A 15,446-nucleotide genomic window follows, 5' to 3' on the forward strand; every position below is an offset into this window, starting at 1 on the left:
GGTGCCCAACCGGCCGGAACGGCACCGCCGGGCCACACCACCGTGGCTGAACACCGCTGCGGCGGAAAATCGGGGACGCACGCCTCCCCGCAATCCCACGCCCGGGCAGGGCAAAGGGCGCCCCCCTTGAACCGCCGCAACGGCGGGAAGCGGAACGCCGGAACCCGGCGGTGCCCAACCGGCCGGAACGGCACCGCCGGGCCACACCACCGTGGCTGAACACCGCTGCGGCGGAAAATCGGGGACGCACGCCTCCCCGCAATCCCACGCCCGGACAGGGCAAAGGGCGCCCCCCTTGAACCGCCGCAACGGCGGGAAGCGGAACGCCGGAACCCGGCGGCACCCAACCGGCCGGAACAACACCGCCGGGCCACACCACCGTGGCTGAACACCGCTGCGGCGGAAAATCGGGGACGCGCCCACACACACCCGCGCCCGACCACCGGGCCGGTGGTGGGTCGCCCGCGCAGTTCCTCCCCCAGGCTTCGCCCAGGGGTACCCCCAGGGGCCACGCCGGCCTCCGGACAGCTGGCCGGGCCGGCGCGATTGGGGGCCGCGCCGGCCCCGGGACTTCCCGCCGGGAGGGCTAAAAGCCGAGTTTGCGGAGCTGCTTCGGGTCGCGCTGCCAGTCCTTCGCCACCTTGACGTGGAGGTCGAGGAAGACCGGCGTGCCCAGCAGCGCCTCGATCTGCGCGCGGGACTTCATGCCGACCTCCTTGAGGCGCGCGCCCTTGGGGCCGATGACGATGCCCTTCTGGCTCGGCCGCTCGATGTAGAGGTTCGCGTGGATGTCGAGCAGCGGCCGGTTCTCCGGGCGCCCCTCGCGCGGGATCATCTCCTCCACGACGACCGCGATGGAGTGCGGCAACTCGTCCCGTACCCCCTCGAGCGCGGCCTCGCGGATCAGCTCCGCGACCATCACCTGCTCGGGCTCGTCGGTCAGGTCGCCCTCGGGGTAGAGCATCGGCCCCTCGGGCAGCAGCGGGATCAGCAGGTCGGCCAGCAGGTCGACCTGCTCACCGCCGACCGCCGAGACCGGCACGATCTCGGCCCACTCCATGCCCAGGTCCCGGCCGAGCTTGTCGACGGCGAGCAGCTGCTCCCGCAGCACCTTCGCGTCGACCAGGTCCGTCTTGGTGACGATCGCCATCTTCGGGGTCCGCTTGATCCCGGCCAACTCGCGCGCGATGAACGTGTCGCCAGGACCGAGCTTCTGGTCGGCGGGCAGGCAGAAGCCGATCACGTCGACCTCCGCCCAGGTCGTGCGCACGACGTCGTTGAGCCGCTCGCCGAGCAGCGTACGTGGCTTGTGCAGCCCGGGGGTGTCGACGAGCACGAGCTGCGCGTCCGGCCGGTGCACGATGCCGCGCACGCTGTGCCGGGTGGTCTGCGGCCGGTTGGAGGTGATCGCCACCTTCTGGCCGACCAGAGCGTTCGTGAGGGTGGACTTCCCGGCGTTGGGACGGCCGACGAAGCAGGCGAAACCGGACCGGTGCGCGGGGTCGGCAGCGGTCCGGGGAGCAGCGGGAGAAGCAGGGGTACGAGCGCTCATGGCCCCATTCTCCCCGATCCGGAAGGGGTACGAGCACGCCCGGCCGCGCACCGGCCATGACAAGGCCGGAGACAGGGCGCGGCCCGGACCCGCCGAACGCACCGAAACCCCCTCGCAACCCCCGCGCAACACGAAACACGGCGGAAACACATATGCCCACATCCGGTAACGCGCGCGGCCGACTCTCTTCGTAACCGCCGATCGAAGGGAAGCCCCCGTGCTGCTCCTGTCCGCCGGTCAGCCCGCTCTCGACGCGGGCGACACCGCCTGGCTGCTTGCCGCCACCGCCCTGGTGCTGTTGATGACGCCCGGCCTCGCGCTCTTCTACGGCGGCATGGTCCGCAGCAAGAGCGTGCTCAACATGTTCATGATGAGCTTCGTGTCGATCGCGCTGGTCACGGTGGTGTGGCTGATCGCCGGCTACACCCTGGCCTTCGGCAGGGACGCGGACGGCCTGGGCCTGATCGGCAACCTCGACCACCTCGGCATGCGCGGCATCGGGCCGAAGTCGGTCACCGGCCATGTGCCGACGCTGCTCTTCGCGACCTTCCAGCTGACCTTCGCGATCATCACGGCCGCGCTGATCAGCGGGGCCGTCGCCGACCGGGCCCGGTTCGGCGCGTGGATGGTCTTCGTGCTGGTGTGGACGCTGGCGGTATACGTACCCGTCGCGCACTGGGTGTTCGGCACCGGCGGCTGGATCGTGAGCAGACTGCACGCACTGGACTTCGCGGGCGGCACGGTCGTCGAGGTGTGCTCGGGGTCGTCCGGTCTCGCACTGGCGATCGTGCTCGGACCGCGGCTGGGCTTCCGCAAGGAGTCGATGCGGCCGCACAACGTACCGCTGGTGCTGCTGGGCGCGGGCCTGCTGTGGTTCGGCTGGTTCGGCTTCAACGCCGGGTCGGCGATGGGCGCCAACGGGCTCGCGGCCGCCGCCTTCCTCAACACCCAGGCCGCGGGCTGCACCGGGCTGCTGGGCTGGCTGCTGGTCGAGAAGCGCAGGGACGGCCACGCCACCACGCTGGGCGCCGCGTCCGGTTCGGTCGCGGGCCTGGTGGCGATCACCCCGTCGTGCGGCAGCGTGGACCTGATCGGCGCGGTCGCGGTGGGCCTGGCGGCCGGCATCGTCTGCTCGTACGCGGTGAGCTGGAAGTTCCGCTGGGGTGTGGACGACTCGCTGGACGTGGTGGGCGTACACCTGATGGGCGGCATCGTCGGCACCCTGCTGATCGGCCTGCTCGCGACGGCCACGATGACCGGCGGCCGGGAGGGCCTGCTGTACGGCGGCGGGTTCGGCCAGCTGGGCCGGCAGGCGGTCGCGGTGGCGGCGGTCGGGGCGTACGCGTTCTCCATGACGTACGGCATCGGCCTGGCCGTCGAGCGGCTGATGGGCTTCCGGGCGAGCGAGGAGCAGGAACGCACCGGGCTGGACCTGACCGTGCACGCCGAGACCGCCTACGATCACGGCGTACTCACGCACGGAATGTCGCACTCGGCCGCCACACGCGCCGTCTCATCCGCCCAGGACAGGAGCCCACTGGCATGAAGCTGGTCACCGCCGTCATCAAGCCGTACAAGCTGGACGACGTGAAGACGGCCCTCCAGGAGATGGGGGTGCAGGGCCTGACCGTCACCGAGGCGAGCGGCTACGGGCGGCAGCGCGGGCACACCGAGGTCTACCGCGGCGCGGAGTACCGGGTGGACCTCGTGCCGAAGGCGCGGGTCGAGGTGCTGGTCGAGGACGCGGAGGCGGAGGCGGTGATCGCCGCGCTGGTCGCTGCGGCCAGGACCGGGAAGATCGGCGACGGCAAGGTGTGGTCGGTGCCGGTGGAGACGGCGGTGCGCGTCAGGACCGGGGAACGCGGGCCTGACGCGCTGTGAGCCGGGCCGGGCGCTGTGCCGGGGCCGGGGCCGGGCTTCCCGCGCGGTGGTGTGCGCGGTGGCCGGGGCTCAGCCCGCGGTGACCGTGGACCGTACCGTGCCGTCGGGGCCCGCGACGATCACCGGGGTGTCCGGGCCGCCGAGGTCGCGTACGGCGGCCCGGTCGGTGTCAGCCGCGCGGTCGGCGGCCGTGACGACCGCCGCCGCCTCCAGGGACTCCGCGCCGCTGGCCACCGCCATGGCCACGGCGGTCTGCAGCGCGGTGAGCCGCAGCGACTCCAGCGTCACGGAACCGGCCACGTAGGTGCGGCCGGTCTCGTCGCGTACGGCCGCGCCCTCCGACACGCCGTTGCGGGCCCGGGCGGACCTGGCCAGCGTGATGAGCTTGCGGTCTTCGGGGTTCTCGGGGGCGGCGGGGGCGGCGGCGCCCTGCGGCTGCGGTTCGCTCATACGGGCGATCATAGGGCGTCGCCTCGGTCCGTCACCCTGCGCGGTTGCACATGCGCGTTCGGCGACCCGCGCCTAGCCTGGGGCCAGCAGCGTCCTCACCCGAGGTGGTACGCCATGTTTCTGCACTTGCCCCTGGTCATCGCGCTCGCCGTCGCCTGGTTCTTCCTGCACCGCAGCGGCTCGCTCAAGTTCTCGCACGCGCTGGCCTGCGGGGCCTTCGGCTTCTATCTCTCCGACACGAGCCTGGCCACGTCGATCCAGTCGGTCAGTACGAATCTGTTCGGCATGATCGGGCAGATCTCGTTCTGAGCGCGGCCGGCCCCCGGGCCGGCCCGGGTTGCGCGGGGTCAGGACTCCGGGCGGTCGATCACACGCAGCCAGCTGCCGTCGGGCTGGCGGCGGGCGACCTGGACCCGGCCCCCGGTGCCGTCCTTCGGGCGGGTCGAGGTCAGCGCGAGGTCCCCGCTGATCAGCGTGGGCAGCGGCTCCTCGACCTCGAAGACCGGCTTGGCCGCCAGCAGCCCCGCGTACAGCTCGCGCAGCGCCGCGGTGCCCTGCGACGGGTGGTCGATCGGGAAGGCCACCACCGCGTCCGGCTCGAACAGCTCCAGGATCCCGTCCAGATCACCGGAGTTCACCCGGGCCACGAACAGCCGGGCGATGTCCTCGGGGTGGGTGGCCCGCTCACGGTTCTCGGTCATGGTGGTTCTCCCTCGTTCGTCCCCCGTGCGGTGTGCCGTTCGGTACGCCGTGCGGTGTGCTTTCCTGCGCCTTCCCTTCCATGGTGGGGGGCCGCGTTCCATAAGTCCAAGATCTGGATCTTCTGCGAGCTAGCATGTTTGGTTATGGAACTGCGGCAGCTCGAATACCTGGTGGCGGTGGCCGACGAGGGCGGCTTCACGCGGGCCGCGGCCCGGCTGCGTGTCGCCCAGCCGGGCGTCAGCGCGCAGATCAAGCAGCTCGAACGGGAGCTGGGGCAGCCGCTGTTCGACCGTACGGGCCGTACGGTACGGCTCACCGAGGCGGGGGAGGCGGTCCTGCCGTACGCGCGGGCCGCCCTCGACGCGGTGGCCGGGGCGCGGCTGATCGTCCAGGAGCTGTCCGGGCTGGTCCGGGGGCGGGTCGCGATCGGCACGGTCACCTCGCTGGGCGCGGACATGAACGTTCCCGGGCTGCTCGCCGGCTTCCACCGGGCGCACCCCGGGGTGGAGATCACGCTCGCCGAGGACACGTCGGACCGGCTGCTGCGGGGGCTGCTCGACGGGCGCTACGACCTGGCGTTCGCGGGGCTGGCGGGCGACGCGCCCGAGGGGGTCGGTACGCAGACGGTCCGCGACGAGGAACTGGTCGCGGCCGTGGCGCCCGGGGATCCGCTGGCCGGGCGTACGTCGGTGGCGCTGGGCGCGCTGGCCGAACGGCCGTTGATCACGCTGCCGCGGGGGACGGGGTTGCGGGCCGCGGTGGACGCGGGGTGTGCGGCGGCGGGGTTCAGGCCCCGGATCGGGTTCGAGGCGGGGAATCCGGAGGTACTGGTTGCGCTCGCCGCGCAGGGGTTGGGGGTGGCGATGCTGCCGGAGTCTCTGGCGGCGGCGTCTCCGGGCGTGCGGGTAGTGCGGGTCGCGCGCCCCGCGCTGAGGTCAAGGCTGGTCCTGGCGTGGCGCACGGGTGCCCCTGCCGGGCCGGCCGCTCGCGCCTTCACCCACCACGCCCGCACCTTCCTCTCCCCCTCCGCCCCCGGCGGTACCTTGTGACTCGGCGTCACCCCCACTTTCCGCCACGGCGGCGGGTTCGGCACCGCCGGGTTGCGCCGTCCCGCGTCCCGCCGTCGCGGCGGAGAAGTGAGGGGCGACGCCGTCGTCACAAGTCTGCGCCGGAGGCGGAGAGGCAGCGCCGGGGCACGGCGGGGGTGGTTAGGCCGGGCTGGAAGCGGGGGGGGTGGGTTCTACCAGGACCGTGCCGATGCGGTTGCGGCGGCCGGCCTGGGTTTCCGCGGTGAGGCGGAGGGCGGCCGGGTGCCGGCCGGCCGGGGACGCGTCCTCGGGGAGCGGGACCACCGCCGTCGCCCCGGGAATCGGCACCCGCCCGAGCGCCTTCGCGAGCAGCCCCCCGACCGTCTCCACATCGTCGTCGTCGAGCAGCACCCCGTACAGATCCCCCAGGTCACCGATGTCGAGTCGCGCGGTGACCCGGTAACGGTCCTCGCCCAGCTCCTCCACCGGCGGCGTCTCCCGGTCGTACTCGTCGGTGATCTCGCCGACGATCTCCTCCAGGATGTCCTCGATCGTGACAATCCCCGCCGTACCCCCGTACTCGTCCACCACGACCGCGACATGGTTGCGGTCCCGCTGCATCTCCCGCAGCAGATCCCCCGCGTTCTTCGTGTCGGGCACGAACGCCGCCGGCCGGATCAGCGACGAGACCGGATCGCTCTCGGACTCCCGGTTGATGTGCACCCGCCGCGCGAGATCCTTGAGGTAGACGAAGCCGACCACGTCGTCCTCGCTCTCCCCGGTGACCGGGATGCGCGAGAAGCCGCTGCGCAGCGCCAGCGTCATCGCCTGACGGGCCGTCTTGAACCGCTCGATCATGACCAGTTCCGTGCGCGGCACCATCACCTCACGCACGATCGTGTCACCCAGCTCGAAGACCGAGTGCACCATCCGGCGCTCCTCGTCCTCGATCAGCGACTGCGACTCCGCGAGGTCCACCATGGCCCGCAGCTCGGCCTCACTCGCGAACGGCCCGCGCTTGAAGCCCTTCCCGGGCGTGAGCGCGTTGCCGATCAGGATCAGCAGCCCGGGCACGGGCCCCATCACCCGGGCCAGCGGCAGCAGTACGTAGGACGCGACGGTCGCGGTGTTCATCGGGTGCTGACGCCCGATCGTGCGCGGCGAGACGCCCACGGCCACGTACGACACCAGGACCATCACCCCGATCGCGACGCACAGCACCTGCCAGGTCGCGGTGAAGTGCCGGTCGCAGACGACGGTGATGAGCACCGCCGCGGACGTCTCGCAGGCGACCCGGACCAGCAGCGCCACATTGAGGTAGCGCGTCGGGTCGGCGGCGACCGCGAGCAGGTTCGCGGCGCCCCTGCGGCCCGAACGCAGCGCGTCCTCGGCGCGGAAGCGGGAGATCCGGGCGATACCCGCTTCCGCGCAGGCGGCCAGCCAGGCGACGACGACGAGCAGTACGGCGTAGACGATCATCCGAAGGGTGCCGTCGCCGTCAGTGGGTGGTGGGAGCGGGCGAGGGCCCGTCCAGACCGCGCTCGGCCCGCCAGTCGTCGAGGATCGTCTTCTGGAGACCGAACATCTCGGCCTTCTCGTCCGCCTCCTCGTGGTCGTAGCCGAGCAGGTGCAGCACGCCGTGGACGGTGAGCAGTTGCAGCTCCTCGTCCATCGAGTGCTTGGTCGGCGCGTCCTCGCCCTGCTTCTTCGCGACCTCGGGGCACAGCACGATGTCACCGAGCAGCCCCTGCGAGGGCTCCTCGTCCTCCTTGCCGGGACGCAGCTCGTCCATCGGGAAGGACATGACGTCCGTGGGCCCCGGCAGATCCATCCACTGGAGGTGAAGCTGCTCCATCGCGTCCGCGTCCACCGCGATCACCGAGAGTTCGGAGAGCGGATGGATGCGCATGCGCTGGAGGGCGTAGCGGGCGGTGTCGAGGACCGCCCGCTCGTCGATCTCCCAGCCGGACTCGTTGTTGACGTCGATCGCCATGGGGTGGGTTGGTTACTTTCCGTTGGTCCTGGCGCGGTTGCCGTTGGCGACGGACCTGCCGTTGCCCGAGCGGTTGCCGGCGCGATCCGTGGTGGCCTCGGCGACGGCGTTGTCGTACCGCTCGTAGGCGTCCACGATGCGTCCGACCAGCTTATGACGGACCACGTCGGTGCTGGTGAGCCGGGAGAAGTGGACGTCCTCGACGCCGTCGAGGATCTCCTGCACCTGGCGCAGCCCGCTCTTGGTCCCGCTGGGCAGGTCCACCTGGGTGACGTCACCGGTGATGACGATCTTGGAGTCGAACCCGAGCCTGGTCAGGAACATCTTCATCTGCTCGGCGCTGGTGTTCTGCGCCTCGTCGAGAATGATGAACGCGTCATTCAGGGTGCGGCCGCGCATGTAGGCGAGGGGGGCGACCTCGATCGTGCCGGCGGCCATCAGACGGGGGATCGAGTCCGGGTCCAGCATGTCGTGCAGCGCGTCGTAGAGCGGGCGCAGATACGGGTCGATCTTCTCGTACAGGGTGCCGGGCAGGAAGCCAAGCCGCTCGCCAGCCTCGACGGCCGGCCGGGTCAGGATGATCCGGTTGACCTGCTTGGACTGCAGGGCCTGGACCGCCTTGGCCATGGCCAGATACGTCTTGCCGGTACCGGCCGGGCCGATGCCGAAGACGATGGTGTGACGGTCGATCGCGTCCACGTAACGCTTCTGGTTGAGCGTCTTGGGGCGGATCGTGCGGCCGCGGCTGGAGAGGATGTTCTGCGTGAGGACCTGGGCGGGGGTCTCCGCGTCCGTGTCCACCGCGCTGCCGTTGGCCCGGAGCATGGCGATGGAGCGCTCGACGGCGTCCTCCGTCAGGGGCTGGCCGGTGCGGAGCACGAGCATCATCTCGTCGAAGAGCCGCTGCACGAGCGCGACCTCGGGGGCGTCGCCGACGGCGCTGATCTCATTGCCGCGTACGTGAATGTCGACGGCCGGGAACGCCTGCTCGATCACGCGCAGAAGGGCGTCTCCCGATCCCAGGACGGTCACCATGGGGTGCTTGGCCGGTACGACGAAGTGGGCGCGCGCCTGCTGCGGCGGCTGCGGCTGCTGCTTTGTCGGTGTCTGAGTCATGGGCCGGCGCTAAGGCCTGCTCATCCCGCCTTCTGCTGATCGAGGGCCCGGAGGGCCCTTGGGCTACCAAGCCTACGACTCGGGGCGCCGCCCGCCGAGGGGATTTGCCGGTGGGGTCGTACGGGCGGCCTCGCGGCCGGGCCCGACGGGTGATTACGGACGGTATGGGCGGCGTCGGAGCCCCGGGGGCGGGCCGCCTGGGCCCGGTAGCAGGCCGCCGGGCCCCGGGCCCTGTGAACCGCCGCGCGAGCGACCCGTCACGCCGGGCGGAAACCGGCCGTCGGACGTGGCCCGGGGCAGGGGCCGGGCACCCCGCAACCCGGAGCCACCCGCACCGGACCGCCACTGCGCGCCGCGAAGCCGGATGGCGACAGCCACATGGCCGACTGCGGGACCAGCGAGGGCCCGCGAACTCGCCGCGCGAGCGAACCCTCACCCCGGACGGAACCGGCCGTCGGAGGTGGCCCAGGGCAGGGACCGGGCACCCGGAACCCGGAGACAGCCGCACCGGGCCGCCACTGCGCTCCACGAAGCCGGGTGGCGAGAGCCACGTAGCCGACTGTCGGGTCAGCAAGGGCCCCGAGAACCGCCGCGCGAGCGGCCCCTGATGCCGGACGGAACCGGCCGTCGGAGGTGGCCCGGGGCAGGGGCCGGGCGCCCCGGGACCCGGAGCCACCCGCACCGGGCCGCGAACCCGCCGCGCGAGCGGGCCCTCAGGCCGGGCGGAAACCGATCGTCGGGACCGCCCGCCGCAGCGGCCACGGCCGCGTCCCGGTGGGCAGCAGCGCTTCGAGGAAGCCGTAGCGGCAGACCGCCTCCCGGTGGTCCGCGGTCTGCCCCGCGTACGCCTTGGCCTGCTCCCACCAGCCCGCGATCTCGATCCAGCCGGGCGCCGAGAGCGACCCGCCGAACTCCTGGACGGACAGGGCCGCGCACAGCGAGGCGAAGGCCAGCCGGTCGGCGAGCGGCCAGCCGGCCAGCGTGCCGGTGACGAACCCGGCGACGAAGACATCTCCCGCGCCCGTCGGGTCCAGCGCCTCCACCGCGAGGGCGGGCACCTCGGCGGTCTCGCCGTTCGCGGAGTCCACCGCGTAGGCGCCCTCCGCGCCCAGGGTGACGACCGCCAGCGGCACGCGTTCGGCGAGCCTGCGGGCGGCCTCGCGGGGGGAGGCGGCGCGGGTGTAGCGCATGGCCTCCTCGGCGTTCGGCAGGAAGGCGGCGCAGTGCCGCAGCCCGTCGAGGTCGGCGGGGTCCCAGCGGCCGGTCTCGTCCCAGCCGACGTCGGCGAAGATCCGGGTGCCGGTGGCGGCGGCCTCGGCGATCCACTCCTGCTCGCCCTCCCCCGGCCCGTGCTCGCCGCGCCGCCCGAGCGAGGCGACCGCCGCCCGGGCCGGCGGTGGGCAGGCCGGCACCGCGCCCTCGGGCGGGGGCGCCCGGTGGCCGTGGCTGACCATGGTCCGCTCGCCCTCGTAGGCCATGGAGACGGTCACCGGCGAGTGCCAGCCGGGGATGCGCCGGGACGGGGTGAGGTCGATGCCCTCGCCCGCCCGCAGGCTGTCCCAGCAGTAGTCGCCGTACATGTCGTCGCCGAAGGCCGCGGCGAGCGTCGTGCGCAGACCGAGCCGGGCCAGCGCGGTGGCCATGTTCGCGATGCCGCCGGGGCTCGATCCCATGCCGCGGGCCCAGGACTCGGTGCCGCGCACGGGGGCGCTGTCGAGGCCGGTGAAGATGATGTCGAGGAAGACGGTGCCGGTCAGGTAGACGTCGGTCGCCGGATCCCCCGGGGTGCGCAGAGCGCCGAGCGGGTCGAGAACGGGCTGGTCGTCCATGGCTGACACTGTGCACGATGACCGGGCGGAGGCGTAGCACCGCCGTGGGACCGTGAGGAAACGAGATCTGATGAGGCTGACGATTCTGGGCGGCGGCGGGTTCCGGGTGCCGCTGGTCCTGCGGGCACTGCGGGACGATCCGACGGTGGACGAGGTCGTGCTGTACGACACGGACCCGCGGCGGCTGCGGGTGATCGGGGCGGTGCTGGCGGGGGCGGGTCCCGGCGGGCCGGCCGTACGGGTCGCCACCGGCCTGGACGACGCCCTGCGCGGGGCGGACTTCGTCTTCTCGGCGATCCGGGTCGGCGGCACGGCCGGCCGGGTGCGCGACGAGCGGGTGCCGCTGGCCGAGGGGGTGCTCGGGCAGGAGACGGTGGGCGCGGGCGGGGTGCTGTACGGGCTGCGTACGCTGCCGGTGGCCGTCGAGGTGGCCGAACGCGTCAAGGCGGTCGCGCCCTCCGCGTGGGTGATCAACTTCACCAATCCCGCGGGCATGGTCACCGAGGCGATGTCCCGGGTGCTGGGTCCCCGGGTGATCGGCATCTGCGACTCGCCTGTGGGCCTGGTCCGGCGGGCGGCGCGGGCGGCGGGCGCGGACCCGGACGCGCCGGGCTTCGGCTACGACTACGTCGGCCTGAACCATCTGGGCTGGCTGCGACGGCTGACCGTGGACGGCCGCGACCTGCTGCCCGCGCTGCTCGCGGACCCGGCCGCGCTGGGCACCTTCGAGGAGGGCCGGCTGTTCGGCGCGCAATGGCTGGCGGCGCTCGGCTCGCTGCCCAACGAGTATCTGCACTACTACTACTTCCGGCGCGAGGCCCTGGCCGCGGTACGGGAAGCGGCCGCGACCCGGGGGGAGTTCCTGGACCGGCAGCAGTCGGACTTCTTCGCGTCGGCGGACGCGTCACCGGCCGAGGCGTACCGGCTGTGGGAGCGGACCCGGCGGGAGCGCGAGGAGACGTACATGGCCGACAGCCGTGCCGCCAGCGGCGGTTGGCAGCGCGACCCGCACGACCTGGACGGCGGCGGCTACGACCGGGTGGCGCTGGCGCTGATGCGGGCGGTGGCACGCGACGAGCGGACCGTACTGATCCTCAATGTGCCCGGCGGCGGGGCGGTTTCTGTCCTCGACCCGGACGCGGTGGTCGAAGTTCCGTGCGAGGTCGGGGCGTTCGGGGCGCGGCCGCTGCCGGTGGCACCGCCGGACGAGCACCAGGCGGGGCTGATGCTGGCGCTGAAAGCCGTGGAGCGGGCGGTGATCGAGGCGGCGGCCACCGGTTCGCGCACGGCGGCGCTGCGCGCGCTGGCGTTGCATCCGCTGGTGGACTCCGCGGCGGCCGCGAGCCGGATTCTGACTGCCTCGGGGTGGTGACGGGCCCCTGAACAGGGCGTTAGCACCGGGTGGCGGCCCGGGTTTTCACCACGCGCGTAGACAAGGCTTGACCTGCCCTGATGCTGGGGTCTACGTTTCGCGGCACCAACTCAGCGTTGAAGGAGCACCGTCATGCCCCGTGCCCGCTTGTCCGCCCGCGCCCGAGCGCTCGCCGTGACCGCCGCCGCGGTCACCCTGGGCGCCACGTTCTACGGCGTCGGCGCCGCCACCGCGAACAACTCCGTACCGCGCAGCGACAAGGAGATCCCCAACCTCACCGACGTGGTCTCCCAGATCAAGGCGTACTACGGCGACACGGTGGACTCCTCGGGCGAGCACTGGGCCTCCGCCACGAGCAACTACGCCAGGCAACTGGCCGGTATCGAGGCCCAGGCGAAGTCCTATCTCTCCTCCCACGCCACCACGCGGAACGCCGGGCACGGCGGGCACGCCGCCAAGCCCGCGATCGTCCTCGACGTGGACGACACCAGCCTGCTGACGTACAACTACGAGCTGGAGGTGGGCTTCAACTACACCCCGGCGAGCAACCAGACGTACCTCGACACCAAGAACATGGGCTCCGTCTTCGGCATGGCCACCCTCACCAACTGGGCGGCCGCCAAGGGGATCACGGTCTTCTGGATCACCGGCCGCCCGGAGTCGCAGCGCGCCGACACCGTACGCAACCTGACCGCCGTCGGCTACAGGGCGCCCGTCGACACCGCCCACCTCTACCTGAAGAACACGGCCACCCCGCCCGCGTATCTGGCGTGCGGCGCGAGCTGTACGACGATCGAGTACAAGGCCGGGACCCGGGCGCACATCGAGTCGCTGGGGTACAACATCGTGGCCAACTTCGGTGACCAGTACAGCGATCTGTCCGGCGGGCACGCGGACAAGTCCTTCAAGCTGCCCAACCCGATGTACTACCTGCCCTAGCCGTAGCCGGTTCCGGTACGGGCGGGCCCGGGCCCCGGGTACGGCCTGGCGCGGGCCCGCCCAACGTCCCGGTTCTCAGCGGCGCTTGGGGACCGGGACGCGCATCAGGTCCTGGGCGACGGTGAGTTCACCGGTGAAACCCGCCGCTCGGGCCTGCCGCTCGAAGACCTCCGGGTCGGGGTAGCGCTGCGAGAAGTGGGTGAGCACGAGATGGCGGACACCGGCCTCGCGGGCGGTCTCCGCTGCCTGACCTGCCGTCAGATGACCGTGGTCCTCGGCGAGTTCCGCGTCCTCGTCGAGGAAGTCGACTCGATGACCAACAGGTCGCAACCCTCGGCCAGTTGCCCGACCGCGTCGCACATACGGGTGTCCATGACGAAGGCGAAGACCTGGCCGGGGCGGTGCTCGCTGACCTCCTCCAGGGCGACGCCGTCGACCGCGCCCTCGCGCTGGAGGCGGCCGATCGCGGGCCCCGAGATACCGTGCGCGGCCAGGAGTTCGGGCAGCAGCCGGCGGCCGTCGGGCTCGGTGAGGCGGTATCCGTACGACTCCACGGGGTGCGACAGCAGCGCCGCCGACAGGGTGAAGGCGGGGGTGACGGCCACCGGGCCGTCCCCGGTGACCGGGACTTCGCGCAGATCGGCGGTCTCGCGGTAGGCGGTGGCGTAGCGCAGACGGTCGAAATAGCGCTGCCCGCTCGCCGGGTAGTGGGCGGTGACCGGGTGCGGGACGCGGTCGAGGTTGATCCGCTGGACGACGCCCGCGAGGCCCAGGGAGTGGTCGCCGTGGAAGTGGGTGACGCAGATCCGGGTCAGGTCGTGCGCCGCGACCCCGGCATGCAGCATCTGGCGCTGGCTGCCCTCGCCGGGGTCGAAGAGGATGCCCTCGCGGTCCCAGCGCAGCACATAACCGTTGTGGTTGCGCTGCCGGGTGGGGACCTGGCTGGCGGTGCCGAGGACGATCAGTTCACGCACGGGGGCCCTTGGGTTGTGGGGGCGTCGGGGTCTGGCCGGCGGACCGGGCCGCCGGAAGGGGCGGCCCGGGCCGGGCCGTCGGAAGGGGCGGCGGCGCGGGCCGCCGGTCGGGGCGCGCCGTCGGTCGGGGCGGGCCGGGCCGTCGGTCGGGAGCCTCGGAGCGGCCCGGGCCGTCCGGGCCCTCGCGGGCCGTTCGCTCAGACCAGGCGCTGGAGGTCGCGGCCGCCCAGGACATGGGCGTGCGCGTGGAAGACGGTCTGGCCCGCGCCGGGGCCGGTGTTGAAGACGATCCGGTAGCCCGTGCCGTCGATCTTCTCCTGCGCGGCCACTTCGCCCGCCTCCCGCAGCACGTCGGCGGTCACGGCCGGGTCGCCCGCGGCGAGCGAGGCAGCGTCCGGGTAGTGCACCCGGGGGATGACCAGGACATGCGTCGGGGCCTGCGGGTTTATGTCGCGGAACGCGAGGGTGGTCGCCGTCTCGCGGACGACGGTCGCGGGGATCTCCCCACCGGCGATCTTGCAGAACAGGCAGTCGGCCTGCGGTTCTCCCGCCATGGCGGTCCCCTCGTGGTCGCGAATTCACGTGCGCTGGCATCGTATCCGCGCGAGCCCCTTACGCGGGGTGCAGCCGGAATACAACCGCTCGCGTCCCGGGCCCGGCCCGCTGCCGGGCGGCATCCGGCCGCCGCGGCGACCCGCCCCACGTGGACCGTTCCTTCTGCCCGTACTGGGGCCGCGGTCAGCCCCGGTGAGAAGTTCACCCGTTACGCCGCTCGGTGCCGGTCGGCCAGACGACCTCGACGGGGAGGCCGAGGGAGCGAGCTTCCTCGACCACATCGGCGGTGCCGCCCCCTTTGGTGCCGGGAGGCATGCCGTTCCAGACTGCGACGAGCCTGTCAGCCCGACGCAGCAGTTCGCTGTTGGCGGCCTCGTAGGCTTCTCGGCCGGCGGTGTCATGGTCCATCACCACCACCTCCGTGGCTGCCGCCAGGAGCCGGTCGAATTGTGCGGCGTGCGGTTTCTTGACCTTCGTCTCTCGGTAGTCGCGGGACGGGATCACGGCGACGAGGCGCCCGCCCGCGTCCAGGACAGCCTCGGCGAACAAGGAGTCCGACCCAGCGGCAATACAGGGGACACCGACGAGTTCGCCGTCGGCCAGCTCGCGCACGAGCCGGCCGAGGGCAGCTCGAACAAGAGGTACGGAAGCGTCAGTGAGGTCCATGTGGCCGGTCACGGCGAGGATGGTCACAGTGTCCCCTGTCAGTCGGCGAGTTGCTCGCGGAGCCTAGCGCGGGCTTCTCGTACGGGTGCCGAAGTTCCGTGGCCCCCACTGCTCCTGCGTGGCTTCGCCGACTTCCAGCGCCTTGTAGATCGCCACCCCGTCCGGATGCTCGCCCAGCGCGTGGAAGTACGCGCCGGGGACCAGGCCCTCGCTGCGCTCGAAGGCTTCGCCGTTGAGCCGCATCCGGATGGTGAGGACGCCCCCGAAGTCGAGGATCAGGCCACGGTAGGTCATGGCTGGCTCCTTACGCATATGACTCACCCCCGGGGTGGGTACGCGGGCACGCGTCAGCACGGATGGTAGCCGCCGGTCGAATGCTCCCGCCTTCC

Annotated in this window: 16 protein-coding genes and 1 pseudogene; 6 read left to right on the forward strand and 11 right to left on the reverse strand. The window is 72.3% G+C overall.

Annotated elements, in window-relative coordinates; all coding sequences use genetic code 11:
- Positions 1-586: 586 nt before the first annotated feature.
- A complete protein-coding gene (gene era, locus OHA30_RS10035) occupies positions 587-1,552 on the reverse strand; it encodes a GTPase Era (protein ID WP_328913474.1) in 966 nt (321 codons plus the stop codon).
- Positions 1,553-1,769: 217 nt separating this feature from the next.
- On the opposite strand from era, the gene OHA30_RS10040 reads away from it, so the two are divergent.
- Positions 1,770-3,098 carry an ammonium transporter gene (locus tag OHA30_RS10040; protein WP_405785629.1) on the forward strand — a complete coding sequence of 443 codons (1,329 nt, stop codon included), beginning with the start codon at positions 1,770-1,772 and terminating at the stop codon, positions 3,096-3,098.
- Complete coding sequence (locus tag OHA30_RS10045; RefSeq protein ID WP_328913475.1) at positions 3,095-3,433, forward strand: P-II family nitrogen regulator; 339 nt, start codon at positions 3,095-3,097, stop codon at positions 3,431-3,433. The genes OHA30_RS10040 and OHA30_RS10045 overlap by 4 nt, the downstream gene beginning before the upstream one ends.
- A gap of 69 nt (positions 3,434-3,502) precedes the next feature.
- On the opposite strand, the gene OHA30_RS10050 is transcribed toward OHA30_RS10045, so the two are convergent.
- Positions 3,503-3,883: a cytidine deaminase gene (locus OHA30_RS10050; RefSeq protein ID WP_328913476.1), complete on the reverse strand. Its 381-nt coding sequence runs from the start codon at positions 3,881-3,883 to the stop codon at positions 3,503-3,505.
- A 114-nt stretch (positions 3,884-3,997) separates the two neighbouring features.
- Here OHA30_RS10050 and OHA30_RS10055 point away from each other — a divergent pair, with 114 nt between their 5' ends.
- Positions 3,998-4,192 (forward strand): hypothetical protein, encoded by a 195-nt coding sequence (locus tag OHA30_RS10055; protein WP_328913477.1) that lies wholly within the window; start codon positions 3,998-4,000, stop codon positions 4,190-4,192.
- 38 nt (positions 4,193-4,230) lie between these two features.
- Here OHA30_RS10055 and OHA30_RS10060 read toward each other — a convergent pair whose 3' ends face one another.
- The gene (locus tag OHA30_RS10060) at positions 4,231-4,584 is read right to left on the reverse strand and encodes a YybH family protein (RefSeq protein WP_328913478.1); all 354 of its coding nucleotides are present in this window, start codon (positions 4,582-4,584) and stop codon (positions 4,231-4,233) included.
- A 144-nt stretch (positions 4,585-4,728) separates the two neighbouring features.
- Between OHA30_RS10060 and OHA30_RS10065 the strand changes: the two genes are divergently transcribed.
- Positions 4,729-5,634 (forward strand): LysR family transcriptional regulator, encoded by a 906-nt coding sequence (locus tag OHA30_RS10065; RefSeq protein WP_328913479.1) that lies wholly within the window; start codon positions 4,729-4,731, stop codon positions 5,632-5,634.
- Positions 5,635-5,793: 159 nt separating this feature from the next.
- Here OHA30_RS10065 and OHA30_RS10070 read toward each other — a convergent pair whose 3' ends face one another.
- From OHA30_RS10070 to OHA30_RS10085, 4 genes are all read right to left on the reverse strand, one after another.
- Entirely contained in the window at positions 5,794-7,092 is a 1,299-nt protein-coding gene (locus OHA30_RS10070; RefSeq protein WP_328913480.1) for a hemolysin family protein, read from the reverse strand.
- A gap of 19 nt (positions 7,093-7,111) precedes the next feature.
- Positions 7,112-7,606: an rRNA maturation RNase YbeY gene (gene ybeY / locus OHA30_RS10075; RefSeq protein WP_328913481.1), complete on the reverse strand. Its 495-nt coding sequence runs from the start codon at positions 7,604-7,606 to the stop codon at positions 7,112-7,114.
- Between the two features lie 12 nt (positions 7,607-7,618).
- Positions 7,619-8,722, reverse strand: coding sequence for a PhoH family protein (locus OHA30_RS10080; RefSeq protein WP_328913482.1), 1,104 nt, complete (start codon positions 8,720-8,722; stop codon positions 7,619-7,621).
- Positions 8,723-9,435: 713 nt separating this feature from the next.
- A complete protein-coding gene (locus tag OHA30_RS10085; RefSeq protein ID WP_328913483.1) occupies positions 9,436-10,551 on the reverse strand; it encodes a carbohydrate kinase family protein in 1,116 nt (371 codons plus the stop codon).
- 70 nt (positions 10,552-10,621) lie between these two features.
- Here OHA30_RS10085 and OHA30_RS10090 point away from each other — a divergent pair, with 70 nt between their 5' ends.
- Positions 10,622-11,923: a family 4 glycosyl hydrolase gene (locus tag OHA30_RS10090; protein ID WP_328913484.1), complete on the forward strand. Its 1,302-nt coding sequence runs from the start codon at positions 10,622-10,624 to the stop codon at positions 11,921-11,923.
- Between the two features lie 132 nt (positions 11,924-12,055).
- On the forward strand, positions 12,056-12,862 hold the full coding sequence (locus OHA30_RS10095) for an HAD family acid phosphatase (protein WP_328913485.1): 807 nt from the start codon (positions 12,056-12,058) through the stop codon (positions 12,860-12,862).
- Between the two features lie 75 nt (positions 12,863-12,937).
- On the opposite strand, the pseudogene OHA30_RS10100 reads toward OHA30_RS10095, so the two are convergent.
- The 4 genes and pseudogenes from OHA30_RS10100 to OHA30_RS10115 all read right to left on the reverse strand — a co-directional run bounded on the left by OHA30_RS10100 (position 12,938) and on the right by OHA30_RS10115 (position 15,351).
- Positions 12,938-13,836 (reverse strand): annotated as a pseudogene (locus OHA30_RS10100) (ribonuclease Z).
- A 197-nt stretch (positions 13,837-14,033) separates the two neighbouring features.
- Positions 14,034-14,390 (reverse strand): histidine triad nucleotide-binding protein, encoded by a 357-nt coding sequence (locus tag OHA30_RS10105; RefSeq protein WP_328913486.1) that lies wholly within the window; start codon positions 14,388-14,390, stop codon positions 14,034-14,036.
- Between the two features lie 202 nt (positions 14,391-14,592).
- On the reverse strand, positions 14,593-15,084 hold the full coding sequence (locus tag OHA30_RS10110) for a hypothetical protein (protein WP_328913487.1): 492 nt from the start codon (positions 15,082-15,084) through the stop codon (positions 14,593-14,595).
- 36 nt (positions 15,085-15,120) lie between these two features.
- Entirely contained in the window at positions 15,121-15,351 is a 231-nt protein-coding gene (locus OHA30_RS10115) for a hypothetical protein (protein WP_328913488.1), read from the reverse strand.
- Between the last annotated feature and the right edge of the window lie 95 nt (positions 15,352-15,446).

The organism is Streptomyces sp. NBC_00223, from assembly GCF_036199905.1.
Classification (GTDB): domain Bacteria; phylum Actinomycetota; class Actinomycetes; order Streptomycetales; family Streptomycetaceae; genus Actinacidiphila.